Annotated in this window: 18 protein-coding genes; 7 read left to right on the top strand and 11 right to left on the bottom strand. The window is 60.3% G+C overall.

The genetic code is table 11. The features are described 5' to 3' along the window. The first annotated feature begins 90 nt into the window (after positions 1 to 90). Together V1T76_RS01735 and V1T76_RS01730 are read left to right on the top strand one after the other, a co-directional pair. Positions 91 to 1,257: an amidohydrolase family protein gene (locus V1T76_RS01735; RefSeq protein ID WP_330558896.1), complete on the top strand. Its 1,167-nt coding sequence runs from the start codon at positions 91 to 93 to the stop codon at positions 1,255 to 1,257. Positions 1,258 to 1,375: 118 nt separating this feature from the next. Beyond that, the gene (locus V1T76_RS01730) at positions 1,376 to 2,182 is read left to right on the top strand and encodes a mechanosensitive ion channel family protein (RefSeq protein WP_330558895.1); all 807 of its coding nucleotides are present in this window, start codon (positions 1,376 to 1,378) and stop codon (positions 2,180 to 2,182) included. Positions 2,183 to 2,242: 60 nt separating this feature from the next. On the opposite strand, the gene V1T76_RS01725 is transcribed toward V1T76_RS01730, so the two are convergent. The 3 genes from V1T76_RS01725 to V1T76_RS01715 all read right to left on the bottom strand — a co-directional run bounded on the left by V1T76_RS01725 (position 2,243) and on the right by V1T76_RS01715 (position 7,938). Further along, positions 2,243 to 5,233 (bottom strand): cation:proton antiporter, encoded by a 2,991-nt coding sequence (locus tag V1T76_RS01725; RefSeq protein WP_330558894.1) that lies wholly within the window; start codon positions 5,231 to 5,233, stop codon positions 2,243 to 2,245. Between the two features lie 110 nt (positions 5,234 to 5,343). Next, positions 5,344 to 6,882 (bottom strand): hypothetical protein, encoded by a 1,539-nt coding sequence (locus V1T76_RS01720; RefSeq protein WP_330558893.1) that lies wholly within the window; start codon positions 6,880 to 6,882, stop codon positions 5,344 to 5,346. A gap of 108 nt (positions 6,883 to 6,990) precedes the next feature. Further along, the gene (locus tag V1T76_RS01715) at positions 6,991 to 7,938 is read right to left on the bottom strand and encodes a DMT family transporter (protein ID WP_330558892.1); all 948 of its coding nucleotides are present in this window, start codon (positions 7,936 to 7,938) and stop codon (positions 6,991 to 6,993) included. 192 nt (positions 7,939 to 8,130) lie between these two features. Here V1T76_RS01715 and V1T76_RS01710 point away from each other — a divergent pair, with 192 nt between their 5' ends. Then, positions 8,131 to 10,293 carry a malate synthase G gene (locus V1T76_RS01710; RefSeq protein WP_330558891.1) on the top strand — a complete coding sequence of 721 codons (2,163 nt, stop codon included), beginning with the start codon at positions 8,131 to 8,133 and terminating at the stop codon, positions 10,291 to 10,293. 62 nt (positions 10,294 to 10,355) lie between these two features. Here V1T76_RS01710 and V1T76_RS01705 read toward each other — a convergent pair whose 3' ends face one another. From V1T76_RS01705 to V1T76_RS01695, 3 genes are read right to left on the bottom strand one after another with little or no spacing between them, the layout of a single operon-like run. Next, entirely contained in the window at positions 10,356 to 11,567 is a 1,212-nt protein-coding gene (locus V1T76_RS01705) for a mandelate racemase/muconate lactonizing enzyme family protein (protein ID WP_330558890.1), read from the bottom strand. A 10-nt stretch (positions 11,568 to 11,577) separates the two neighbouring features. Continuing rightward, positions 11,578 to 13,065, bottom strand: a complete 1,488-nt coding sequence (locus V1T76_RS01700; RefSeq protein ID WP_330558889.1) for an aldehyde dehydrogenase family protein — start codon at positions 13,063 to 13,065, stop codon at positions 11,578 to 11,580. Next, positions 13,062 to 14,678 carry a GMC family oxidoreductase gene (locus V1T76_RS01695; RefSeq protein ID WP_330558888.1) on the bottom strand — a complete coding sequence of 539 codons (1,617 nt, stop codon included), beginning with the start codon at positions 14,676 to 14,678 and terminating at the stop codon, positions 13,062 to 13,064. The genes V1T76_RS01700 and V1T76_RS01695 overlap by 4 nt, the downstream gene beginning before the upstream one ends. Positions 14,679 to 14,858: 180 nt before the next feature. Between V1T76_RS01695 and V1T76_RS01690 the strand changes: the two genes are divergently transcribed. Next, positions 14,859 to 15,752, top strand: coding sequence for a LysR substrate-binding domain-containing protein (locus V1T76_RS01690; RefSeq protein ID WP_330558887.1), 894 nt, complete (start codon positions 14,859 to 14,861; stop codon positions 15,750 to 15,752). Between the two features lie 328 nt (positions 15,753 to 16,080). Here V1T76_RS01690 and V1T76_RS01685 read toward each other — a convergent pair whose 3' ends face one another. Beyond that, positions 16,081 to 18,450 (bottom strand): fatty acid cis/trans isomerase, encoded by a 2,370-nt coding sequence (locus V1T76_RS01685; RefSeq protein ID WP_330558886.1) that lies wholly within the window; start codon positions 18,448 to 18,450, stop codon positions 16,081 to 16,083. Then, positions 18,440 to 18,694: a hypothetical protein gene (locus V1T76_RS01680; protein WP_330558885.1), complete on the bottom strand. Its 255-nt coding sequence runs from the start codon at positions 18,692 to 18,694 to the stop codon at positions 18,440 to 18,442. Before V1T76_RS01680 ends, V1T76_RS01685 begins: the two co-directional genes overlap by 11 nt. A gap of 176 nt (positions 18,695 to 18,870) precedes the next feature. On the opposite strand from V1T76_RS01680, the gene V1T76_RS01675 reads away from it, so the two are divergent. From V1T76_RS01675 to V1T76_RS01665, 3 genes are all read left to right on the top strand, one after another. Next, on the top strand, positions 18,871 to 20,196 hold the full coding sequence (locus V1T76_RS01675; protein ID WP_330558884.1) for an NAD(P)/FAD-dependent oxidoreductase: 1,326 nt from the start codon (positions 18,871 to 18,873) through the stop codon (positions 20,194 to 20,196). Position 20,197: 1 nt separating this feature from the next. Beyond that, the gene (locus V1T76_RS01670; RefSeq protein ID WP_330558883.1) at positions 20,198 to 21,520 is read left to right on the top strand and encodes an NAD(P)/FAD-dependent oxidoreductase; all 1,323 of its coding nucleotides are present in this window, start codon (positions 20,198 to 20,200) and stop codon (positions 21,518 to 21,520) included. A gap of 65 nt (positions 21,521 to 21,585) precedes the next feature. Further along, entirely contained in the window at positions 21,586 to 22,131 is a 546-nt protein-coding gene (locus V1T76_RS01665; protein ID WP_330558882.1) for a ClbS/DfsB family four-helix bundle protein, read from the top strand. On the opposite strand, the gene V1T76_RS01660 is transcribed toward V1T76_RS01665, so the two are convergent. The 3 genes from V1T76_RS01660 to V1T76_RS01650 are packed head-to-tail and all read right to left on the bottom strand — an operon-like array spanning position 22,113 to position 23,669. Next, entirely contained in the window at positions 22,113 to 22,841 is a 729-nt protein-coding gene (locus V1T76_RS01660) for a GNAT family N-acetyltransferase (protein ID WP_330558881.1), read from the bottom strand. The two genes, V1T76_RS01665 and V1T76_RS01660, sit on opposite strands and share 19 nt — an antisense overlap. Next, entirely contained in the window at positions 22,822 to 23,142 is a 321-nt protein-coding gene (locus tag V1T76_RS01655; RefSeq protein WP_330558880.1) for an antibiotic biosynthesis monooxygenase family protein, read from the bottom strand. Before V1T76_RS01655 ends, V1T76_RS01660 begins: the two co-directional genes overlap by 20 nt. Then, on the bottom strand, positions 23,139 to 23,669 hold the full coding sequence (locus V1T76_RS01650) for a MarR family winged helix-turn-helix transcriptional regulator (protein WP_330558879.1): 531 nt from the start codon (positions 23,667 to 23,669) through the stop codon (positions 23,139 to 23,141). The genes V1T76_RS01655 and V1T76_RS01650 overlap by 4 nt, the downstream gene beginning before the upstream one ends. Between the last annotated feature and the right edge of the window lie 42 nt (positions 23,670 to 23,711).

Below are 23,711 nucleotides of genomic sequence, written 5' to 3'. Positions count from 1 at the left end.
TTATGCATGAATGCGCAGAATCGTGCAATGCAAGTTGCTGGCAAAATTCAGCAATAGAAGGGAGATCTTGGCGTCATGGACGGTTAAATCGTGTTCAAGGGGAATATCGTTCTTCCGGACAGTATCCTGGAACAGGGGTATGCGGTCTGCCGCAAGGGCCGGATCGAGCATGTCGGGCCGGACAACCCCATCCAGGACGGACCTGTGATCGAGGCCGATTTCGTCGCACCGGGATACGTCGATATTCATGTTCATGGCGGCGCAGGTGCCGACTACATGGACGGTACTCCCGAGGCCGTCATCGCTGTCAATCGGTCTCACGCTCGGCACGGGACCACCACGCTGTTCCCGACAACCACCACCGGCAGTCGGGCAGAGCTGGAAGCCATGGTCACCGCCTGCGAGCAGGTGCAGGCCAGCTGGAGCCCGCCCAAAGGGGCACGGATTGCCGGAGTTCATTTTTACGGGCCTTATTTTGCCCGGGACAAGGTCGGAGTACATGCGCCTGAAGGACGGCGCGATCCGGTACGGGACGAATATGAACATTTCCTGGCCAGGGAAATCGTCCGGATTGCCACCTGTGCGGCAGAGCTTCCCGGAGCAGACCTCTTCTACCGTTTCGCCGCGTCCTCGGGATGTTTCCTGACCTGCGGTCATTCCAACGCCAGCTGGCAGGAAATGGAAACCGCTTTTCTCGACGGGGTGCGACACGTCGACCATTTCTGGTGCGCGATGAGCTCTGTCGCCTCGCTGAGGAAACGCTTCGGCACACCGATGCGAGCCGGCATGGAACAGTTCGTTCTGGCAAACAAAGAGATGAGTACCGAGGTGATTGCCGATGGTTACCACCTGTCGGACGATCTGCTTGCCTTCGCCCAAGGAATGATCGGCCCAAAGCGGCTTTGCCTGGTGACTGACGCAAACCGTGCGCTGGACTGTCCCGCTGGAGAATATCGTTTTGGACCGGCTGCATCCGGAACACTTGTGATCAGTGACGGAACGACCGTGCGCGGTCGCGACGGTGACTTGGCCAGCTCAATGCATGGTATGGACCACATGGTCCGGACAATGGCGCGGGCAACGCGGGCACCTCTTTATGAAGTGATCCGTATGGCTAGCCTGACCCCGGCGGAACGGACCGGCATCTCCACTGACGTGGGTAGTCTGGAATGCGGGAAACGTGCCGACATCCTGCTGCTGTCCGAAGATCTTCAGATCCGCCGGGTTTATGTCGAGGGGCAGCCACTGGAAAATTGATTATCGCCGGCTGAACCGGAAACGAGCGGCAATCTCCGGGGGCGTTGCTGGCCAGTCCCAAAATCTGCTGGTAGTACTTCCACATAATCAAGTGACTGCAGAAGGCCGGAGGGAACCTATGGAAAGTGCAATCGACCAGGTGAGTGTCTATACGCCACTGATCATCAACGCGGTGAAAGCCGTCATCGTTTTGGTGATCGGCTGGTTTCTGGCGGGCTTCCTGTCGAGCATCGTCAAGAAACGCATTGTGGCCCACCCGCGGATTGACGATACCATCGGCAGCTTCGCGGCATCGATCGTCCGCTGGCTGGTTCTGCTCGTCACCGTTATCGCGGTTCTGCAGCTTTTCGGCATTCAGGCAACCAGTCTGGTCGCGGTTCTCGGCGCCGGCACGCTGGCCGTTGGTCTGGCGTTGCAGGGCACGCTGAGCGACATCGCAGCCGGTGTCATGCTGATCATCTTCCGTCCCTACAAGATAGGCCAGTATGTCGATATCGGCGGGACGTCCGGCACGGTGAAGGATCTCAACATCTTCGTCACCGAGCTCGTGACGCCGGACAATGTCCAGATCATCATGCCGAACGGGAAGGCCTGGGGCACGGTGGTGACCAATTTCTCGGCCCATTCCACACGTCGTCTCGATCTGACCTTCGGCATCGACTATGACGACGACATCGACAAGGCGGTGCAGATCATCCTTGATGTCGCCAATGCGGACGAGCGGGTGCACAAGGATCCCGAACCCTGGGTCCGTTTGACCAACCTCGGTGACAGTTCGGTTGATCTCGGTGTCAGGCTCTGGTGCAACGCCAGCGACTATTGGGAGCTGAAATTTCACATGCTGAAATCGGTGAAGGAAGCCTTCGATGCCGGCGGCATCTCCATTCCCTATCCGCATTCGGTGGAAATCCAGAAAGCCGGGTAACACTTCCCGTCATCGCCGCAGGGGTTTGGCCCCTGCGGCAAGGTCCCGTCATAAGCGGGTCTATGCCGTTTCGTGGGTCTTGGCGTTCGGCTTTTGAGTTTCCTTCGGCTTGCTCTTGGCGGGCTCTTCTTCAGTCTGTTCCGTCTTGGCTTCATGCGGCGACGAGGCTGCGCCAGAAGGTGCCGAAGCTGGCTGCTGCCCTCCTGCGTCGCTCTTATCCGTTTCCGCATTAGCAGACCCGGTGTCGCTCGCGCTCTTGTTCTCCACCTCAGCCATGCCTTCGTTGGCGTCGGCTTTGCCGGGTTGATCACTTTCCGGCAGGGGTGTCTCTTCCGCAGTTACGGTGACGGTCTCAGAAGCGTCCAGCTTTTCCCTGAGAGACGGATCGTTTTGCGCGTCATCCCCGTCGAAGGTAAAGACTTCGGCTTCCGTTTCGTTTGCGTCCTGCTCTGTCTGGATTTTCTCCGGGGCAGGGGCTTCGTCGGACTTTGTGCTGGTTCTGATCTCCGAGAAAATGGGGAAGACAGGATCTTCCATTTCCGCTTCGCCTTCGTCCATGTTCATCAACTGACGCCGTTTGGTCAGCATGGCGACGTGATTACGCAGATCCTCGTTTTCACCCAGAAGCGCCTTGAAATCCTGCGCTCTGAGGCTCAGCAACTGGCAATAGCCGAGCGCGACCACGTCAGCACTGCGGCGGCCGCCGGTCATCAGGGCAATTTCGCCGAACACGTCACCACGGCCAAGGCGGATGTTGTGACTGGGCGCGCGCACTTCAACGGCGCCTGATGCAATGAAATAGGCGGCATCACCGCGGTCGCCCTTGCGGATCAGTTTCTCGCCCGGCGTCGCGAATTGCGGGCGCATCATTCGCCGGATGGCCTTTTGCTGTTTGCGGGTAAGGTCGGCGAAGAGCGGATGCGCGCTGACGAGTTCGCGGGTCTTCAGGCCAAGATCGAGCTTCGGCCGTGTGTGGCAGGCCTTCCGGGTCCGCTCGGCCTCGCGCAGGAGTTCGCGATGCAGCTCGGTGCCGATCAGCATCTGCTCCTTGGCTTCGTCATAGGCCGTTTCTTCCAGCCGCACACCGGCCTTGCGCAGGAACTGCCCTTCGAGGGCATCGGCGTAGTCCGGATACTGCAGGCGCAGCGCATCGATGGCGGCAAGGGTTTCGTCCTGCCGGTTTGCCAGCGTGTCCTGAAGAATGTCGGCAACGCGGTCACCGAGCAGGGGCCGTATGCGCCGGTTGTTGAAGTCCACAAGTTCGTCGGCGAGGATCCTGTAGACGAGCAGGAATTCGAACCGGTCGGCAAGGCGGATGGCCAGTGGCCGGGCGATGCGGAGCCGCCGCTGCAGAGCCTGCGCCAGTCGGAACCCGAGGCCGAATTTGAGCGGCTGCCGCGCGGCCTGGTTATAACCGGACCGGCCATCGGATCGCGTCAGGTCTCCGGTTCGCCCCGTCATGGCGAGGAAGCGCGAAACGGATCGGCCGGATATGGTCTTGTCGTGGAAGTGCTCCAGCACAAGCTGCTGTTCCCGGTCGGCGAGCGCGATCAGGCCGATGCGGACACGGTCCCAGTCCTTGAGTTCTTCCAGCTTGTTGGTTTCCGCCGCTGCTGCCGCCGCACGGGTTTCGTAATCCTTCAGAACCTCGTCCGTGACGCGCGGTGCAATGTGATAGTTGCGGGCGGCGGTTTCCACCTCCTGCCGCACGTCTGACAGCGCCAGGGCGAGATACTGCGTGCGCAAGGCCTCGTCGCGGGCGTTCAGCTTGTCGAGGCCGAGCAGCCTGATCAATGGCTTCAGACTGGTGCCATAGACGAGCAGTGTAAACAGCACGAAGCCCGTTGCCAGCTTTGTGACGAAGACCGACACTTCATCCGACAGCATCGCGTGCTCGGATACGCTGAGCGCCAGTGTCAGCGTGACGGCGCCGCGCATGCCGCCCCACAGGATCACCGTCTTGTAGCGGTTGTTGACCGCCTGTCCCATTCGGAACACGCTGAGCACCGGCAGCAGTCCGAAGATGACGACGGCACGCGCCGCCAGCGCCGCGACGATGACCACAAACAGCAACAGGATATCGATGGGTGTAAAGCCCTCAACGAAACGCGGGATCAGGATGGCGGACAAGAGGAAGATGAGCGAAGCAGCCCAGAAGGAGATCTGCTCCCAGACCGCATGGAGAAACTGCCAGCTTGCCGGCTGGATGCGCGCCGGGCCGTAAAGGTTGAACACCGTTCCGGCGCAAACCACCGCAACGACCGCGGAAACATCGGCAAACTGATCGCTGAGCACATAGGTGCCATAGGGCAGAGCCAGGCTCAGCGTCACCTGTGCCAGCGGAATGTCGCGCATGACCGGCAGCAGCGAAACCGCGATCCGGCCAAGCAGCGCACCGACAATGATGCCGCCGGCAAAGGACCGGCTGAAGGCAATCGCGGTTTCTCCGATGGTCATCGTCTCGTGACCCGTCAGCATGTGCAGCAGGATGACGAAGATCACGATGGCCGCAGCGTCGTTCAGCAGGCTTTCGCCTTCCACGATGCGCCCGAGGCGCGCGGGCGCGCCGATGTCCCGGAAGATGGCGACGACGGCCACCGGGTCCGTGGTCGCAACGATGGAGCCAAGCAGAAGGCAGGCGATCAGCGTGATATCCGTGAGCGAAAACAGTGTCGCCAGCGGATAGAGCGCAAACCCGATAAAGGCCGTTGCAACAAAAACGGCGACGACTGCCATCAGCAGGATCGGGGCAATATCCTCGATGATCCGTCGGACTTCCAGCGTGAGCGCGGTTTGAAACAGCAGGATTGGCAGGAAAATATAGAGGATCATCTCCGAATCCAGCGGGGGATTTATGAAGACGTCCGCAATCGCATTAAAGGCATTCGTTTCGGCCGTATAACGCAGATAGGTCGCCAGAATGCCGATCATCGTGCCGACAGTTGCCAGCAAGACGCTAGGCGCCAGCCCAAGCCGGCGGGCAAGGGGCTGGAGCAGGGAAATCGTGATCAGGAGCAGCGCGAAAGCGCCTGTAATTAATGGAGTTTCCATGCCCTCATGGTGCACCGCGATTGCGGCAATTTCAAATTAGCGTTTCAATTATTCTTGCGGCCCCCGGCAATAGTCACAGGATTGAGGGAAAAAGACCTTGGGTCCAAAGCCTAGCGGCCAAATACTTTGCGGAAGGGCCACGTCAGGAACCTCACCCAGTCGGCAACGAAGAGCCAGATCATTGCCGGAACCGCCATGACAAGTGCAAACGGCACGAAGAGAACGATCTTGATGGCCTTGAGCAAACGGGAGGGCGCTTCGGCAGCCGCGCTGTTCTTGAGAACGAAGTGCCAGAGCCGGTTCCACCAGCGCCAGAGATACCAGCTGAGAAACAACGTGACGGCGGACAGCACCGCGTAGCCGAACAGGTTGAAGTTGGAGACCCAGGGTATCCAGCGGCTTTCGACTTCGTCCGTGTGAACGGGGTCTTCGTTGTTGCTGTGAATGGTCCGGACGCCTGTCCGCAAGCCTGCATCCAGAAGCCAGCCGGCAAGCGTGTAGTCGTCTCCGGCCGACGACGGTACGTCCGCCATGGCGGTCGCGGGTTTCGCTGCCGCATCGAAACGTGTTGCGGTTACCAGCCGGAAGTTTCTCTCGTCGGCGGCACTGATCACAGTCGTGCTTTTGGGTGGCGACAGAGCCTTCAGAAGGTCGGCCTGGGTCATTGAAGATTGTGCGGCTTCAAAGCGTTTTTCAAGCGCGGTCTTTGAAAACCAGCTTTTGCCTGGTTGAACCAGCGTGGCACTCTCGACAAGCATCAGGTTCACGCGCTGGCTTTCGGCTGCCGCCTGGAAGGCGTCGAGGTCGATTTCCCGAACGGACTTGCCGTCGCGCACGCTCAATTGCGTCCGCCCGGTTTGCGGGTTCGGAGTGATGCGGCCACTCACGACGAGTGTCCTGTTTTTATATTTCGCCAGGCTGGACGCCAGAATGTCGGCATTGAGATTGGCTACCATGTCGCCCGGAACTGCCGCGTTCGCCGCCGCGGCACTGTCGAACCGGGCCATCTTGAGATCCGCCTGTTTGACCGGCCGCGACAGGAACCTGATATTTCCGTCGAGTGCTCTTGCCGTTGCCGGATCGATCAGGACGTCCGGCGAAAGCGCGACCGCCAGCCTCGTGCCGCCGGGATGGCGGACAGGCTTGAGGTCGTATGTTTTGCCGTTGGGCAACACCATCACGGGCCGGGCCTTCGGCGGCAGGCTGTCCAGCTGGTCTCGAAGCTGGAAGAAGTCGGCTTCCCGGACCGCGAGCTGCAGCGCGTCGGGGGCCTTTGTCTTGCCCGGAAGATCGCCCGCCAACGGCCGGTGTGATTGCCTTGCGGCATCATCCAGGGCGTCTGGCAGATCAGTGAGGGAGGACAGATGAAGGCTTTTGCCTTCGGGCGTAACAAGCTGCCAGGCGTTTCCCGGGGCTGGAACCAAGGCAATGGACGCGGCGCCCGAGATCTTGGGAAGCCGTTTTGCAATTGAAGCGCCCTCATCGAGAAGGTGCTTGGGCGTGTTGATGTGTTTGCCTGCGGAACCCGCGGCATCACCGGCTTCCCGCGCAAGCCGCGACAACAATCCGGCTTCGGCGGTTGAGGCAAGACACAAGGTGGCTGCCGCCAGGACAACTGTGCGGAGCGTATCTTTGAAACTGCGGAACACGACTGAAATCCCGGTCAGATAGAAAATGTTATTCCAAAAACGCGAACTGGCTGTCTCGGAGTGGGGCGTTGGCACAGGCCCAAAAAGTTCAGCGTAATGCTGTTTCGCCTAGCCTGCCTTGCGCTCTGAAAGCCAGATGCCGCCGATCACCAGCGCCAGAGCGGAGCCGTGGTACCATTTGAATGGTTCTCCGAGGATGGACACCGCCAGAATGGCCGCGAAGATCGGCACGAGGTTGATGAAGATCCCCGCGCGGGCCGGTCCGATCAGTTCGACACCGCGCATGAAGAAGATCTGCGCGATGCAGGACGGAAAGAGCGCGATATAGAGGACCACCAGCCACCCCTGGAACGACGGCCACTGAACGGTGCCGGCGGCAATGTCATATCCAAGCCCGGGCAGGGATGTGAGTGCCGCAATGCCGGAGAGAACCGCAAAGAACGCAAGTGGCGAAACCCGAGGCCGGTCGCGCAGCGCAAGCGTATATCCGGAATAGAGCACACAGGCGATCAGCATCACGCCATCGCCCGGATTGACGGCAAGCGCCAGCAGCACGTCCAGGCTGCCCTGGGCGGCAATCAGCGTCACCCCGACAAGCGTCATCAGAATGCCGAGCACCTGCAGGGCCCGGATCCTGGTGCCGAAGGCAATCAGGGAACCGATCAGAACAAGGATCGGGACCGACCCCTGGATAATGCCCAGGTTGACGGCCGTGGTTTTCGTTGCGGCGATGTAGAACAGGGTGTTGAACCCGATGAACCCGAAAACGGCCATCAGCACCATGCGGAAGGAATAGGGCCGCATGAGAGGCCATTCCGCACATATGTGCCGCCATTGCAGCGGCACCAGGATGCCGGCAACGATTACCCAGCGCAGGAACACCACCACCATGGGGGACACTTCGCCCACCGCAAGGCGGCCGGCAACGGTGTTGCCGCCCCAGAACAGTGAAGTCAGGGTCAGCATCAACAGGGCATTGCCGTAGGACAGGTCGCCTACACGTTTAACCAGCGAGAACATGGAAACCGTTGCGTGGAAGATGGAATGAAGGTCCATCGGTAACGGATTGGCGCGCGGAGGCAAAGAGCAATCTTTTTGTATACCGTCTTATACTGTTGGAGATAATGATCTGGATCTTTTCCAAAATGGAAAAAGTCATCCAATAGGTCCGCCAATTGACGATTGCGTGCTTAGACCCCAAAACACGGGCTAATATCAGATTTTCAAGTTCGTTTAGGGAGCTGACAGATGACAGGCCGCGTCGATGCCCATGGATTGCAAGTTGCCAGGGTTCTTTATGACTTCATCAATGAAAAAGCTCTTCCGGATACCGGTGTCGAGCAGGAACATTTCTGGAAAAGCCTGTCGAGCCTGATTCACGATCTGGCACCCAAGAACCGGGAGCTTCTGGCCAAGCGTGACAGCCTGCAGCAGAAGATCGACATCTGGCACAAGGCCAACCCGGGCACTCCGGACATGGACGGTTACAAGACTTTCCTGACGGAGATCGGGTACCTGGTGCCGGAAGGACCGGACTTTTCCGTCGGGACCGCCAACATCGATCCGGAAATCGGCACCGTTGCCGGTCCGCAGCTTGTCGTTCCGGTGATGAACGCCCGCTACGCCCTCAACGCCGCCAATGCACGTTGGGGCTCTCTCTATGATGCGCTCTACGGCACAGATGCAATGGGCTCTTTGCCGGCCGGAAAGGGATTTGATCCGGCGCGCGGCGCAGAGGTGATTGCCTATGCGCGCAAGGTTCTCGATGAAGCCGCCCCGCTGGCAGACGGAAGCTGGTCCGATGTAACCGGGTTCGCCGTGGAAGACGAAGCGCTGGTCATTTCCACCAAGACCGGAAGCACGAGCCTTGCCGATGCCTCTCAGTTTGCCGGGTATTCCGGAGACAATACAGCTCCCTACAAGGTGTTGCTGGTCAGAAACGGCCTGCATCTGGAAATCAACATCGATGCGCAACATCCGATCGGCAAGACCGATGATGCCCACATCGCCGACGTCATTCTGGAATCGGCCATGTCGACGATCATGGATTGCGAGGATTCCGTCGCTGCGGTGGACGCAGAAGACAAGGTCGTCATCTACACCAACTGGCTTGGCCTGATGAAGGGCGACCTGGAAGAAACCTTCCAGAAGGGTGGAGAGACCGTCACCCGCCGGATGAACGGCGACCGCAATTACACGGCACCTGACGGAACCGCGCTGTCGCTGCACGGCCGCTCGCTGCTGCTGATACGCAACGTCGGCCACCTGATGACCAACGATGCCGTGCTCGACAAGGACGGCAACGAGGTGCCGGAAGGTCTTCTCGACGGCATGATCACCTCGCTGATCGCGCTGCACGACATCGGTCCGAACGGCCGTGAACTAAACAGCCGCGCCGGCTCGGTCTATATCGTCAAGCCGAAGATGCACGGTCCGGAAGAAGTGGCCTTTGCCTGCGAGATCTTCAATCGGGTGGAAGATGCTCTCGGCCTTGCGCGCAACACGCTCAAGATGGGCATCATGGACGAGGAACGCCGCACCACGGTGAACCTGAAAGAGTGTATCCGCCAGGCAAAGGACAGGGTGTTCTTCATCAACACCGGCTTCCTCGACCGGACCGGCGATGAAATGCACACCTCCATGGAAGCCGGCCCGATGATCCGCAAGGGCGACATGAAGGCTTCAACCTGGATCAGTGCCTACGAGAACAACAACGTTGATGTCGGTCTTGCCTGCGGGCTGCCGGGGCATGCCCAGATCGGCAAGGGCATGTGGGCCATGCCCGACCTGATGAACGCCATGCTGGAGCAGAAGATCGGTCATCCGATGTCCGGGGCGAACACTGCCTGGGTTCCGTCCCCGACGGCTGCGACGCTTCATGCGCTGCACTACCACAAGGTGGCGGTAACAGAGCGCCAGAAGGAGCTGAAGAGTCGTGACGCCGCCAAGCTGGAAGACATTCTTTCCATCCCCGTTGCCGAGCGCCCCAACTGGGCACCTGAAGACATTCAGGCCGAGCTCGACAACAATGCCCAGGGCATTCTGGGATACGTCGTGCGCTGGGTGGAACAGGGTGTCGGCTGCTCCAAGGTTCCGGACATCAACGATGTCGGCCTGATGGAAGACCGCGCAACCCTGCGCATTTCCTCGCAGCATATCGCCAACTGGCTGCACCATGGTGTTGTCGGCCGGGAGCAGGTTCTGGAAACCATGAAGCGTATGGCCGCAGTGGTCGATGGTCAGAATGAGGGCGACCCGCTGTACCGGCCGATGGCCGCAGACTTCGACGGTTCGGTCGCTTTCCAGGCGGCTTGTGAACTGGTGTTCGAAGGCACCAGCCAGCCAAATGGCTACACCGAGCCGGTCCTGCATCGCCGTCGGATCGAGTTCAAGGCCAAGACAGCGGCCTGAGCTTGAGAAAAGAAAACTGATGTTTCGGCCGCAGGGTGCTCTCTCTGCGGCCGAACTGCTTTTTAGAGCGGCAAGGCCGGGCTTTCCTGGAACCCCAGATGCAGCTCGTTGCCGGTGTAAGGATGCGCCCGGGCGACGTCCTCGTTGAGGTCGTGACCAAGGCCCGGCTCGTCCGAGGGGATGACATAGCCGTCTTCCCAGCGGATCGGCGTCTTCAGCAGCTCGGCATAGAAACCGTCGAAGGTGCGGATCGATTCCAGCACCAGGAAATTCGGGCTGCAGGTTGCAAGCTGGATGTTGGCGAGCGCCACCAGCGGACCGCAGTAAAGATGCGGTGCTATCTGAGCAGAACGGCATTCCGCCATCGCTGCAATCTTCTTGGCTTCCAGCAGACCGCCGACGCGTCCGAGGTTCATCTGAAGGATGCTAGCCGCACCAAGTTCCAGCACCCGGGCAAATTCATATTTGGTGCAGAGCCGCTCACCGGTCGCGACTGGGATGGAGGTAAACCGCGCAACCTCTGCCATGTCCTCAGGCTTTTCCGGCGGGATCGGCTCTTCGAACCAGAGTGGATCATAGGCTTCGATCCGGCGGGCAAGGCGCTTTGCTCCCGACACGGTAAACTGGCCATGCGTGCCGAAAAGAAGGTCGGCCCTGGTGCCGACGGCATTGCGGATCTGCCGGCAGAAAGCTTGTGACCGCTCAAGATCATCAAGGCTCGGCTGGTGACCATCGTAGATCGTATAGGCACCGGCCGGATCGAACTTTACCGCCGTAAAGCCCTGATCGACGGCCTTGACTGCCGCTTCCGCCGCCATGTCCGGGTCGTTGTAGACATTGGGCTTCGACGGATCCGGATAGACATCGCCGTCGGAAGGATAGAGGTAGGTGTAGGAGCGCAGGCGCTCATGCACCTTGCCGCCAAGAAGCTGATACGTCGGCTTGCCGGCTGCCCTGCCTATGATGTCCCAGCAGGCCATTTCCAGACCCGACAAAACACCCATCACGGTGACATCCGGACGCTGCGTGTAACCGGCGCTATAGGTCTTGTGCCAAAGCTTCTCGATGTGGTGCGGGTCTTCGCCTTCGAACTGGCGCTGAAACACGTCCTTTGCCATTTCGGCAACCAGATGCGGGCCGAAGGTCGCGTTGTAGATCTCGCCATAGCCGACGATCCCGCATGCGGTCACCAGCTTGACGAAGATGAAGTAGCGCCCGCCATGGCGCGGCGGGGCGTTTTCGACGACGAAGGTCTCGATTTGGTCGAGTTTCATGTTGGTCCGCTTAGCTCGCGTTGCTGATCGTTATGGACTTTACCTTGGTATAGGCGTCGAGGCCTTCCCAGCCTTTTTCGCGGCCATAGCCTGACTTCTTGTTGCCGCCGAAAGGCAGTTCAAGACCGCCGGCCCAGTAGTCGTTGACCGACACCTGTCCGCAATCCATGGCCCCCGAAACGCGCATCGCCCGGCCAATATCTCTCGTATAGACACTCGCGACCAGTCCGAAGTCGGTACCGTTGGCCAGCGCGATGGCTTCTTCTTCGCTCTCGAACATCTGAACCGACAGAACCGGGCCGAAGATTTCTTCCCTCACCGCGGGATCTTCCGGCGTGAGGTCTGCGATCACCGTCGGCTGGAAGAACCAGCCCTTGCCGGTGTCCGTGTCGGTGGTGACGTCGCCGCCGGTGAGAATATTGGCACCGCGCGCTTTCGCGGCGTCTACATGAGCCTTGATACGGGCCAGATGAAGTTCTGAATTGATGGCGCCCATGTCCGGAGCCGTGAGGCCATGACCGGTTCTGATCCTGGCCGCACGTTCGGCAAGGATGGAAAGCACTTCGTCGCGGATCGACTTGTGCAGGATCAGCCTAGATCCGGCCGAACAGATCTGGCCGGAGTTCGAAAAGATAGCCCAATAGGCTCCATCGGCGACCTGTTCCGGATCAGCGTCGGCAAAAGCGATCAGCGGTGACTTGCCGCCGAGCTCCAGTGTCAGCCGGGTCACATTCGGCGCGGCCATCTGAGCCACATTGATGCCGGTGGTGACGGAACCGGTGAAGGTCAGCTGCTTGATGCGGGGATCGCGGGCCATCTGCGCACCAACATCGCTGCCAAGCCCGGTGACCACATTCACCAGTCCTTCCGGCACACCGGCCTCACAGAGAAGTTCGGCCATGATCAGCGCGGTGAAGGGCGTCGTCTCAGCCGGCTTGGCGACAACGGAACAGCCCGCCGCGAGGGCAGGGGCAACACCGCGCGCGAAGGTCGAGGTGGGATAGTTCCAGGGAATGATATGCCCCGTAACTCCGACCGGTTCGCGCACGGTGAAGGCGGTGTAGGCAGGGCCGAGGTTGACCGACCGTCCGTCAAGCTTGTCGGCGGCACCTGCATAATATTCGAAGAGGCGCGCGGAGGACTGAACGTCGCCCTGGGCCTCTGCCAGCGTCTTGCCGCTGTCGATCACCTCGATCACGGCCAGGCGATCGGCATTTTCGCGGAATACCCGGGCTACAGCGTTGAGGATACGGCAGCGCTCGGCGGGCGTCACCTGACGCCAGCGTGCGGCCGCTTTCTCGGCGACCCCAATGGCCTGGTCCATATCGTTGTCGGACCCGAGTGAAAATTCGGCAAAGGCTTCCGCCCGGCCCGGGTCGAAGCTTTCCATCTTGCGGTTCGAGGCAGGAGTGCGTTTGCCGGCAATGAAATGCCCGTCGGGCAAGGCGTCGAGCTTGCCTGTGGTCAGATAGTCTTGGGCAATGTCCTGAACGGTCATGAGAGGGCTCGCTTCTGGTCTTCCAGGATGAGATCTGCCCCCTTGAGGGCCAGCATCATGGTCGGGGCGTTGGTGTTGCCCGAGGTGATGTTCGGAAAGGCGGACGCGTCGGCAACGCGCAGGCCTTCAACCCCATGCACCTGCAGGCGGCTGTTGACGACGGTGGTCTCGCGGTTCTCCCCCATGCGGCATGTCGACACCGGATGGAAGACGGTGCTCGCCCGGCTTCGGAAGTCCGACAGAAGTCCGTCGCTGTCAAGGTCGCCAAGGATGGGGGCGACCGGTTGCTCGACAAGCGCGCTCAAGGCGTGGCTTGCCATCAGTCTCTGGCAGAGCTTTCCGCCATCGATCACGGTCTGACGGTCTTCCTCTGTTGCGAGCGAATTGGGCCGGATCGAGGGCGCGGCACTGGCATCGGCGCTTTTGATGTCGATGCGGCCCCGGCTGGTCGGACGGGCCGGCTGGGCGCAGATGATGAAGCCGTTGAACGGATCGATGGTCAGCCGGGTCTTGTCCTTGTAGGGCCGCAAGCGATAGCTGATCGGATTGAAATATAGCTGCTGGTCCGGCCGGCTGAGATCCGGCCGCGAGCGCACAAAGCCGCCGCACTGGTTGACGGAAAGCGCCAGAGGTCCCTTGCGCGTTGCCGCATAGCGCATGGCGGAAAGAGCCTGGCCGAGCAGGGGGCGCAGGATCGCGTTGAGCGTCGGTTCCTTGGCACGAAATGTGAAATTCGCAGCCAGATGATCCTGAAGATGGCCGCCGACATTATCATTGGCGTGGATGACGGGAATGCCAAGTTCACTCAGCAGCTTTCCCGGACCGATGCCGGAAACCTGAAGCAGTTGCGGCGAGCCGATGGCGCCAGCCGCTAGGATGACTTCCCGGCCGGCAAACAGGGTTTCCCCACTCAGGAGTTCCACGCCTGTCGCCCTGTTTCCGTCAAACAGAATGCGGGCCACCTGGGCCTGCGTACGAACGCTCAGATTCTTGCGGGCAAGCGCCGGACGAAGATAGGCGCGGGCAGAGGAACACCGGCGGCCGTCCCGGGTGTTGATCTGGTAAATGCCGCCACCTTCCGGAGCATCGCCATTGAAATCGTCGCTCCACGGCAGCCCGACCTCACGGATCGCGGCGAAGAAATGCCGGTTCACCCTGTGGACCTGATCGGACACGTTCTGGATATGGATTGGGCCATTGCCTTGTTTGACGCCGTCGCAGGTGACCCGCGTTTCAAGGCGTTCGAAAGTCGACTTGACGTTCGCCCACCCCCAGCCTCTTGCACCGGAGGCCTCCCAGTCTTCGAAATCGCCGGGCAGGCCGCGGCAATAGACCATCGCGTTGATCGAGCCAGATCCCCCCAGCAACCGGCCGCGCGGCCAGTAGACACTGCGGCCACCCAGGCCCTCATCCGGGTCGGTCATGAACTGCCAGGTGCGTTTCGGGTCGGAATTCAGCTTGCCGTAGCCAAGCGGCAGCGTCACCCAGGGCGAGGCATCGGACCCGCCGGCTTCCAGAAGAAGGACACGGGTTTGCGGATCGGCGCTCAGGCGCTCCGCCAGGATACATCCGGCCGAGCCGGCCCCAACGATGATGTAATCGACCTTGTTCATGTTCTGCTGCCGGTTGACTGCTGTTTGGACAAAGTGTCGGTGAGGATCGAAAAATCCTGAAGCGAAAAAATATTTGGTATAGCCTCGAAAATATTTGAAGGAGCAGTCTGTCTACACAGGTGCGAATTCGTTTCGGCAGGTGGAGGCAGATGTTCCACCGGGAGAAGAAAGGACGGCGAAATGGCCTATAGCCTGCCACCGCTCACGTGGCTGCGCGCATTCGAGGCGGCTGCCCGGCTGGGGAACTTCACCCGGGCAGCGGAGGAGCTTCTCATCACCCCTGCCGCTGTCAGCTATCAGGTGCGCCAACTGGAGCAGCTCCTCGGCTATCCGCTCTTCGACCGCGTCCACCGCGAACTCGTTTTGACCCGGCTCGGGCAGACCTACCTGCCGACGGTCGAGAAGGCCTTTTCCGACCTGTCCATTGCCACGGTTTCGGTGTTTGGTGAACGCGACAGACAACCGGTCCGTTTTCGCTGTCTCAACAGCTTCGGTCAACTCTGGATGATCCCGCGGCTGCGCGCGTTTCAGGAGGCGCACCCGGGCGTCGACCTTCAGATGATCTCGGCCTCCTGGGCAGAGACGCTCAGTCCGGAACTGTTCGACATCGATATCCGCTTCGGCGACGGCAGCTGGACTGACGGTGTGGTGTCGTTTCTGGTGAACGACCCGATCATCCCGGTCTGCCATCCGGACTTGGCGCTCGACCCGGACAAACGCGATATCGAAGCGCTGGCAGGGGCAACCCGTCTCGACATCATGGGCGTCATCGATACCTGGGAGAGCTTCTTCCGGAGCCATGGCCATGCAGTGCCCAAGCGCAATGGCCTGCAGGTCGACCAGACCCTGTCGGCCCTGGAACTGGCCGCTCTCGGCCATGGCCATGCCCTGGTCCTGGAAACGCTCGCCCAGCCTTATCTGGACAGCGGCCGGTTGATCCGGTCCTCAGACAAGAAGATCAAGAGCCGGCACAGCTACTATCTCGTCACCGACGGACCCCGCCAGGCACTTGGTCCCGACGCCCAGATCTTCTGCGACTGGATGTTTTGGGAACTTGGCGGTGAGGCGAGGTGAGGGAGTTGTTCAAGGATATGAGCAGTTTATCTGCTTGATCGCAACAAACTCCGGCTTATCCTGGACCTCTGGCCCGAAAGTGGTGTCCGGGGCGACTGCTTCACCGCATTTGTCATTCCCGCGAAAGCGGGAAACCAGTACTCCGTGAGGTAGGAATTTATTTTATAACGAATTCATGGGGTTACTGGATCCCCGCTTTCGCGGGGATGACAACTAAGAAGGGTGAAATGTGCAGACGGGATCCACGACAAATGCGTCCTTTGACATTGTGGCCTCAGACCTTCGGGCAGCGGGGAAATTTGCAAGCCCGCCCGCTCCTGTCGCAAGACTAGTCCAGCGAGAAGGTGAACTCGAACAGTCGATCGATCGGATCGAGGGGTTTCGGGTCCCGGTAACGGTTGAGATCAAGCAAGCCCGCCTGAAGTTCATCCTGGTCTTTCAGGGCGGTCTGGATACGGTCGAACTCGGTCCAGAACGTGGGGGCCGTTCTGCGGATGCCATACCGCTCCACGAGTTTGAGATAGTCGTCCTGAGAGCGGATTTTGCGAACCGTCTCCACGAAGGCGGGCAGGTGGGCCTCTTTCACTTTGAACATGAAATTCGGATAGCTGCTGAACTGGCCGGGAACGACCGTCACGCCATCGTTCTCCGGTTCACGGCGCAGGTCCTCGTTGAAGATGAAGGCAACATTGCTGTGGGCCATGTCGTGCACAAGGGTGAACACCTGTGTGTCGCGATCCGTCTCCACGAGAAGCACCGAGATATCTGCCAGGAACTTTGCATATGGCGCAGGCTTCTGGACAAGCGGGCGCAGTTGACCGGCCGGGGTGTCGTCGGCCGCGCAGGTGCTTCCGCTGCATCGGTTGATGGGATCATGCTCGGCCCACAGGCCCGCAGGTTTACGCAGCAAGGAGGTCAGGAACTCCGCCTTGGCGTGGCTGGTGGTGAAGTGAATGCCCGTTGGCGACTTGCTGTCGAGCGCACTTTCCTTCCAGAGATCGACAAGATTGACGAGCGGCCCCTGATACCAGCTGTCGTGCAGCGGCTTGCGAACCTGGGGCGGCATGAACGACAGGAAAGTCCGCTCCCCCTCCCGGCGCAGGCTGTCCATGTAGAGCCGCGTCGTCAACTGGTGTTCCACATTGCCGAAGACATCGAACCCGGCAACCAGATTGTAGTAGATCCGCTCGAACAGCGGGAAGTCGATAACCCAGGCTGTTTCTGGAATTGCGCCAACGAAACCGGTTACCACCGACGCGGAGGAGAAGTTGCGGTAGACCGTCAAGCGGGCATCGGCCTCGGTACCGTCGCCATCCCAGATATCGCTATAGTCCGGGCCGCCTTCCACCTTGAACTTCTGCTCATACTGTCCTTTGCGAAACTCCTGATATTTGACCGGACCCAGCGACAGGAACCCTTCCAGTCGCTTGGACAATTTACCATTGGTCTGGGCAACCGGCAGTTCCAGGATTGGGATGGCTGTTTCGAGGAATGTGGGGTCCGTAATGGAGAGGTCTGCATCCGGATTCAGGAAAGACACCCAGAAGCGGTCCTCGATCACGTTGACGGCAACCTGTCCGTAGCAGACGGGGCCGCGGATGAAGGACCGGACGAAATACAGCGCATCGTCCAGGAGGAACTGGTAACGGCTGCGGGCAGGGATAGCGCGGAACGTCGACAGAGGGTTGCCGCCCGCGGCCGTTGAATAGGACGGCAGGCTCTCGATCTCCCAGTTGCTTTTCAGAAACAGGTCTGCATAGCGGTCGAGCCGTTTGGGCCCGATTTCATAGACCATGTGCTCCTTGTGCAGGATGGTGCCGTCAATCGGGATGAGCCTGTAATGAAAGGGCCCTCCCGGATCGTCGAAGGGGCGGCGTGTGGCGATTTCATCGGCGGGCGAACCGGCCGGGGTTCTGGAACGGATCACCCGGAAGAACCGGTCCTTGTCGTCGCCTTCCAGATGCAGATGGGCCAGGAACAGGTGCTCGTAGACGTATCGTGCGACAAGTTTCGATCGTTTGTCGCTGCGATTGAAGAAAGTCTCAACGGCATGCACCGTCCGATCGACGCTCTTCGGCAGGCGCTTGTCGGTCTCCGGGGCAGGCGCTCCCTCCCGAGCCCAGGTCAGCAAGGTCTCGTATTCGCTGTCGGCAAGCGGTGCCATGGCAAAGGGCATGCCACCCTGCGGATGTTCCTTGAGATAATCCTTCACCTTGCCGGGCATAGCGCAGGTATTGGCCCGCAGCGTGGAAATGTCGATGCCGTCGGGAAGCGGGGCCCCGAGTTTGAACGAAGTCTTGCGTCCGGCCAGAAGCAACTGTTCCAGAACGGATGGTCCCTCCTGTGTGCCGGCAACGTTGAAGAACCCCTTGGCACGCCAGGCAGGCACCGACTTCGCGTCGATGCCCAGGCGCGTCATCGGTGCATCCTCCAGCCGGGAGGAATCATAGACTTTCTGCTTGCTCGCGCCTCGCAACCAGCCCGAGGCGGACGACAGCTTGAGCTGACAAGGGGCATCATAGCAGCCATGGCAGACGACGCAGCGCTTGTTGAGAACGTCGACGGCTGACCCGGCTTCCTGTGCAGTAGCTGCACCCGTCCAGCACATCATCAGTACGGGCAAAGCGCGTTTCAGGAAACGGAAGAACAGCCCTTCCCCCTGTCTGGCAGCGTCCCTGTCCGACGCATCAACCCTCATCGTCTTCCATCCGCTGACGGGTCACCCGGCTCGGATCGTCAGGTCCCTTGTAGTGGAACAGGTAGGCCCATCCCGCGTAGGCGGTGATGGCCGACATGATATAGACCCAGGTGGTCGTGCCGTAGACATATTCCACGCCGGTCCAGCCGGCGCAAAAGGCGACCAGCACAATTCTGCGCCACAGTGGATCGAACCAGGGATGTTCTACGGGACCAAACACAGTTTTGCCTTCCTTTTGCGTCATCTGACCCTTCTGACCGATCTTCCTGACGTTACGGGATCCTCAAGAGCTTGCAAAATCAGGTAAAACCTGCCTGCTATCGACTGATTACACCTTGAATCCCACTGCTGAACAAGGGAATGTGGCGTTGTACTCCCCGCCACTGCAATTCATGTTGATAAGAGGGCCTGGCTTCCGACATGCTGACTTCGCTTGATCTCCTGACAGCTAATGACACGCCAGGTCAACACCCTCCTTCCTATTACGCCGCGACTGCCAACAGGCAAACGGCTCACCCGGTGCTGGATGGCTCTCAAACCTGCACGGCCTGCGTCATCGGCGGCGGTTACACAGGGTTGTCTGCCGCCTTGCATCTGGCCGAACGCGGCGTTGATGTCATCCTGCTGGAAGCCAACCGGATCGGATGGGGTGCGTCGGGCCGCAATGGCGGCCAGGTCGGGTCCGGTCAACGCATGGACCAGACGGTCCTGGAACAGCGCCATGGCAAGTCTCACGCCAGATTGCTGTGGGATCTTGCAGAAGATTCCAAGGCGCTGGTCAAGGACCTGATCGTGAAACACCAGATCGCCTGCGATTACACGCCGGGGATACTGCATGCCGATCACCGAAAGAGTTTTGTTGAGGAAAGCCGCGACTATGTCGAGCATCTCAGGCTCGTCTACGGTTATGAGGACATCCGCTTCGTCGGACCTGATGAAATCGGCGAGCAGGTTGGCAGTCCGCGTTATTACGGTGGATCTCTGGATACCGGGGCAGGTCACCTTCATCCGCTCAATTTCGCGCTTGGTCTCGGCCAGGCGGCCGAAGCCGCAGGAGCCAGGATTTTCGAGGAAACCAAGGTTACCGGCATCGACGGTCAGGGCACGGAGCGGATCACGGTGAGGACCGGGCTGGGCGACGTTCGCGCGGATCACCTCATTCTGGCCTGCAATGGCTATCTTGGCCGTCTCGACCGCCAGACCGCCGCGCACGTCATGCCGATCAACAATTTCATCGTGGCGACCGAACCGTTTTCGGAAGACGAAGCGCAGAAGATCATTCGCAACAATGTCGCTGTGGCTGACAGCAAGTTCGTGATCAACTACTTCCGCCTGTCTGCGGATCGCCGTCTGTTGTTCGGCGGCGGCGAGAATTACGGCTATCGCTTCCCGGAAGACATCAAGGCCTTCGTGCGTGAGCCGATGCTGGAGATCTTCCCGCAGCTTGGCGATGTGGCCATCGACTACGGCTGGGGCGGCACGCTGGCGATCACGCCCAAGCGCATGCCCTATTTTGCGCGCCTGGCCCCCAACATGCTGACGGCCGGCGGCTATTCAGGCCACGGCGTTGCCATGGCAACTCTTGGCGGCCAGGTTCTGGCGGAAGCCGTGACGGGAACCGCCGGACGTTTCGATGTCTTTGAAAAACTCGACATACCGTCTTTCCCCGGTGGTGACCGGCTGCGCTTCCCACTTCTGGTGCTGGCCATGACCTGGTTCTCACTGCGAGACAGGCTCGGATTTTGAGATGCCGCTGAATCGCACGGAAACGCGCCGAACCATCGGCAGTTACTGGGAAGCCAGCGTTCCGCAGGTCAAACTGGACCGGCAGCTTATCGGCAACGCGGTGTTCGATGTGGCGATCATCGGCGCAGGCTTTGCCGGGCTGAGCGCTGCGCTGCGGCTCGCGCAGGCTGGTGTTTCGGTCTGTGTTCTGGAGGCCGAACACGTCGGCTACGGTGCGTCGGGCCGCAATGGCGGGTTTTGCTGCCTGGGCGGAACCAAGCTCGACGAGCACCGCCTGATCAAGAAATTCGGTCTGGAAGAAGCGCGCCGCTTCGTTGCCTATCAGGTTGCCGGCGTCAATCTTGTTGCCCAGCGGCTGGAGGGCTGGGGTGTTGACGCCGATCGTCATTCCAAGGGCGAGATTTATCTCGCCCACCGGCCGAAGGATTTCGCCGGGTTTCAGGCCGAAGCCGCTTTCCTGAAGGAGAACTTCGGCATCAAGGCGCGGGTTCTTTCCAAGGCGGACCTGGATGCGGAAGGGTATGGCGGGCCGACATTCCACGGGGGCATGCACATGCCTTATGGTTTCGCGCTCAATCCCATGGCCTACGTTCAGGCGCTGGCGGAGCAGGTGCGCCGCGTCGGCGGCAAGATCTTCGCAAAATCACCGGTGACCGGTATCACCCGGGACAGTGACCGCTGGCATCTGGAAACCCAGCACGGTTTCATCCGGACCAAAAAGGTTCTCCTGGCTGGCAATGGCTACGCGCGTGAAGACGCCCCCAAGTGGCTGCACGGGCGCACGCTGCCGGTGATGTCGTCCATCCTGGTCACCCGTCCGTTGAGCGAGGAGGAACTGGCAGCGCAGGGCTGGACTACCGACACCATGGCCGCGGACACCCGCAACCTGTTGCATTATTTCCGCCTCTTGCCGGACCGGCGGTTCCTGTTCGGCACGCGCGGCGGGATATTCGAAAACGCACAGTCCCTTGCGGCCATGTACAAGCGTGCCAGAGCGGATTTCGACGAGATGTTTCCGGCCTGGGCCGACGTCGAAGCGGAACATTCCTGGTATGGGCACGTATGCCTGGCGCGCAATCTCACCCCTTTCGTCGGTGAAGTGCCCGGCCTTGACGGCATCTATGCCGCCATGGGGTGGCACGGCAGCGGTATCGCCATGGCCTCCATCTCGGGAGAGAAGGTCGCCGGACTGATGCTGGGCAAGCTCCAGCCGGGTGACCTGCCGGTCCCCTTGCGACGTCCCTTCGCCAGGTTTCCGCTGCCGTCCCTGCGCAAGCTCTATCTTCAGGGCGCCTACTGGTGGTACGGCTGGCAGGACAGGTGATCTGCGCACCGGGAGTGGATCGTCAGGCAATCTGATCCCGCATGAGGCGGTCATGGGAGAGCGGCATGCCGGCAACATCCAAGACAGAGCTGCTGGCCGCAAGCGAGCGAGAGTTTTCGAAGCTGCAACAGCTTCTTGACGACCTGCCCGCGATGCTGCGCCTTGAAAAGGACGCCGACGGTATTTCGCCGAAGGATATCGTTGGCCACAGGGCCCACTGGATCGACCTGTTCCTCGGCTGGTACCGGGAGGGGTTGGCGGGCCGGGCCGTCTGGTTTCCGGCAAAAGGTTACAAGTGGAACGAGACGCCCAGATACAATGCCGATCTGAGGCAGAGACAATCCGGCCTGTCGTGGCAATCAGTGCGCTCGCTTCTTGAGGGCAATCACGCCGAACTGCTTGCGCTGATCGAAAGCCTGGACGAGGAAGAGCTCTACGGCGGTCCGATGAAAGGTTCCAACAACAAGTGGACGACCGGCCGCTGGGCGGAAGCTGCAGGCCCCAGCCATTACCGGTCAGCTTCAAAATATCTGCGCCAACGTCTCGCTCAGTTTCAGGAGGAAAGAGAACGGCGCATTTCCGATGTGAGGGATCAGTTCGGGTCGACCTGAGATTTGCGTCTGACAACGGCTACGTTGACCTCCCGCCATATCTCGAAACCCAACTTGCGGTAGAGACCAATTGCTCCATGATTGTCCGCGTAGGCGTGAAGGAACGGAATGTCGCCGCGGCTCCTGATGATGTCTGCCACATGAAGAGAGAGTTCGGACGCCAGGCCTCTGCCTCGGAAATCGGGATGAGTGCAGATCCCGCTGACTTCCGTATAGCCGTCGAGGTTGATCCTGCTGCCAGCCATGGCAGCCAGACGACCGTCCTGTCTGATCCCGAAGAAGGTTCCCAGCTCCGGCGTTCGTGCGGTGAAAGGGCCCGGTTTTGTCAGCGTTGCAAGCTCGACCATGTCCGGCACATCTGCTTCACCAAGCTGCATGATGGGCGTTGAGGGGGATGGGCCTGCTGACGGGGAAACTTCCACCATGAGCACTCCCAGCGCGGTAATCTCCGCCTCAAGATCATGGGGCAGGGCGATGTCGTCCGCCTGCAGTATAAACGCCCGGTCGTCACCTGGTTGGATCAGCTCCGCCAGGGCAGCCAGAGCTTCGGGCGAGTTGTTCGCCGCTGCCGCAAAGGGGGAGATGGCCGGATCGAAACGGCGGGCAAGGTCGCCTCCCTGGCTGAATTGCGCATGCCGGGAGGTCAGAGCTGACCAGACAACCCGCTTCAGAAGGCTGTCACGGCTCGGTTCATTCATAACTGCGTGCATCTTCGAGCTCATAGTGTTGTGAAATCAGATCCCACCGCTTCAGGACTTTTTGGGCGGCATCGGGAACATAACAACGTTCGTAATTCGGCCCCTGAAACGCGATGATGTCGTCAATCGAGCGGAAACTCATGATGGTGATGAATTCCACCTCGGTTTCCAGATCCCGCCGCAGCACCTCGATCCCGAGATAGCCGGGAATGGCTTTCGCCTCGATGCCCGGAAGCACCTGCGTTTCCAGAATATGGGCGTAGCTGGCGGCCATGCCGGGGTCTGTCCAGCCGTGCCAGATGCGCTTGATCATGCTGTATCCTCCGGGGGCGTTTGCAGGCTGTCCCAGGCCTGCAACGGGGTGTCCTTGCAGCGGCTGGAAAGCGGCCGGGCAGTCAGAGCGTCCTCCAGACCGGCAAGCTGATCGAGCAGAGGGCCTTCCAGATCGTTGCAGGCATCGGCAACGGCCAGGGTGATTGCGGGCCAGAGCGTCTCTTTCAGATGGGCGACCAGGGCTTTCCCCTTGGCGGTCAGCCCGATTGTCGTCACGCGCCGGTCTTGCTTGGAGGCGGAAGCCTCGACAAGGCCATCCGACTTCATCTTGTTGATCAATCGGGTAACGCCCGGCTGGCTCTGGCCAAGGGCCCTGGCCAGATCGCCGATGCTCAGCGGGCCCTGCCGATCAAGTGCGGCAAGAACCGGGTTATGCGGCGTTGGCAGATCGGTGCCGGCAAGCTCGGCGGCAACGGTCTGCGTTTGTGCCTGCAGAATTTCTCCAATCCGCTTCAGCCGGCTGCCCAGCGTGGCATAACCGAGCGCGCGGACGACGTCTTCGCTCATGGGGACCTTCATTTACATAACATGATATATAACTTGTTATGT

The sequence above is a fragment of the Roseibium sp. FZY0029 genome, from assembly GCF_036350355.1.
In the GTDB taxonomy this organism is placed as follows: Bacteria; Pseudomonadota; Alphaproteobacteria; order Rhizobiales; family Stappiaceae; genus Roseibium.
Note: the sequence above shows the minus strand (reverse complement) of the source record. Positions and strands in the feature narration are given on the sequence as shown.

Bases quoted from the DNA above. Each gene is read 5' to 3' on its own strand.
- V1T76_RS01665 (WP_330558882.1), top strand. From the start codon at position 21,586: ATGCCGGCAACATCCAAGACAGAGCTGCTGGCCGCAAGCGAGCGAGAG.
- V1T76_RS01725 (WP_330558894.1), bottom strand. From the start codon at position 5,233: ATGGAAACTCCATTAATTACAGGCGCTTTCGCGCTGCTCCTGATCACG.
- V1T76_RS01715 (WP_330558892.1), bottom strand. From the start codon at position 7,938: ATGGACCTTCATTCCATCTTCCACGCAACGGTTTCCATGTTCTCGCTG.
- V1T76_RS01705 (WP_330558890.1), bottom strand. From the start codon at position 11,567: ATGAAACTCGACCAAATCGAGACCTTCGTCGTCGAAAACGCCCCGCCG.
- V1T76_RS01685 (WP_330558886.1), bottom strand. From the start codon at position 18,450: ATGAGGGTTGATGCGTCGGACAGGGACGCTGCCAGACAGGGGGAAGGG.
- V1T76_RS01695 (WP_330558888.1), bottom strand. From the start codon at position 14,678: ATGAACAAGGTCGATTACATCATCGTTGGGGCCGGCTCGGCCGGATGT.
- V1T76_RS01690 (WP_330558887.1), top strand. From the start codon at position 14,859: ATGGCCTATAGCCTGCCACCGCTCACGTGGCTGCGCGCATTCGAGGCG.
- V1T76_RS01730 (WP_330558895.1), top strand. From the start codon at position 1,376: ATGGAAAGTGCAATCGACCAGGTGAGTGTCTATACGCCACTGATCATC.
- V1T76_RS01675 (WP_330558884.1), top strand. From the start codon at position 18,871: ATGCTGACTTCGCTTGATCTCCTGACAGCTAATGACACGCCAGGTCAA.
- V1T76_RS01700 (WP_330558889.1), bottom strand. From the start codon at position 13,065: ATGACCGTTCAGGACATTGCCCAAGACTATCTGACCACAGGCAAGCTC.
- V1T76_RS01680 (WP_330558885.1), bottom strand. From the start codon at position 18,694: ATGACGCAAAAGGAAGGCAAAACTGTGTTTGGTCCCGTAGAACATCCC.
- V1T76_RS01660 (WP_330558881.1), bottom strand. From the start codon at position 22,841: ATGCACGCAGTTATGAATGAACCGAGCCGTGACAGCCTTCTGAAGCGG.
- V1T76_RS01655 (WP_330558880.1), bottom strand. From the start codon at position 23,142: ATGATCAAGCGCATCTGGCACGGCTGGACAGACCCCGGCATGGCCGCC.
- V1T76_RS01710 (WP_330558891.1), top strand. From the start codon at position 8,131: ATGACAGGCCGCGTCGATGCCCATGGATTGCAAGTTGCCAGGGTTCTT.
- V1T76_RS01650 (WP_330558879.1), bottom strand. From the start codon at position 23,669: ATGAGCGAAGACGTCGTCCGCGCGCTCGGTTATGCCACGCTGGGCAGC.
- V1T76_RS01670 (WP_330558883.1), top strand. From the start codon at position 20,198: ATGCCGCTGAATCGCACGGAAACGCGCCGAACCATCGGCAGTTACTGG.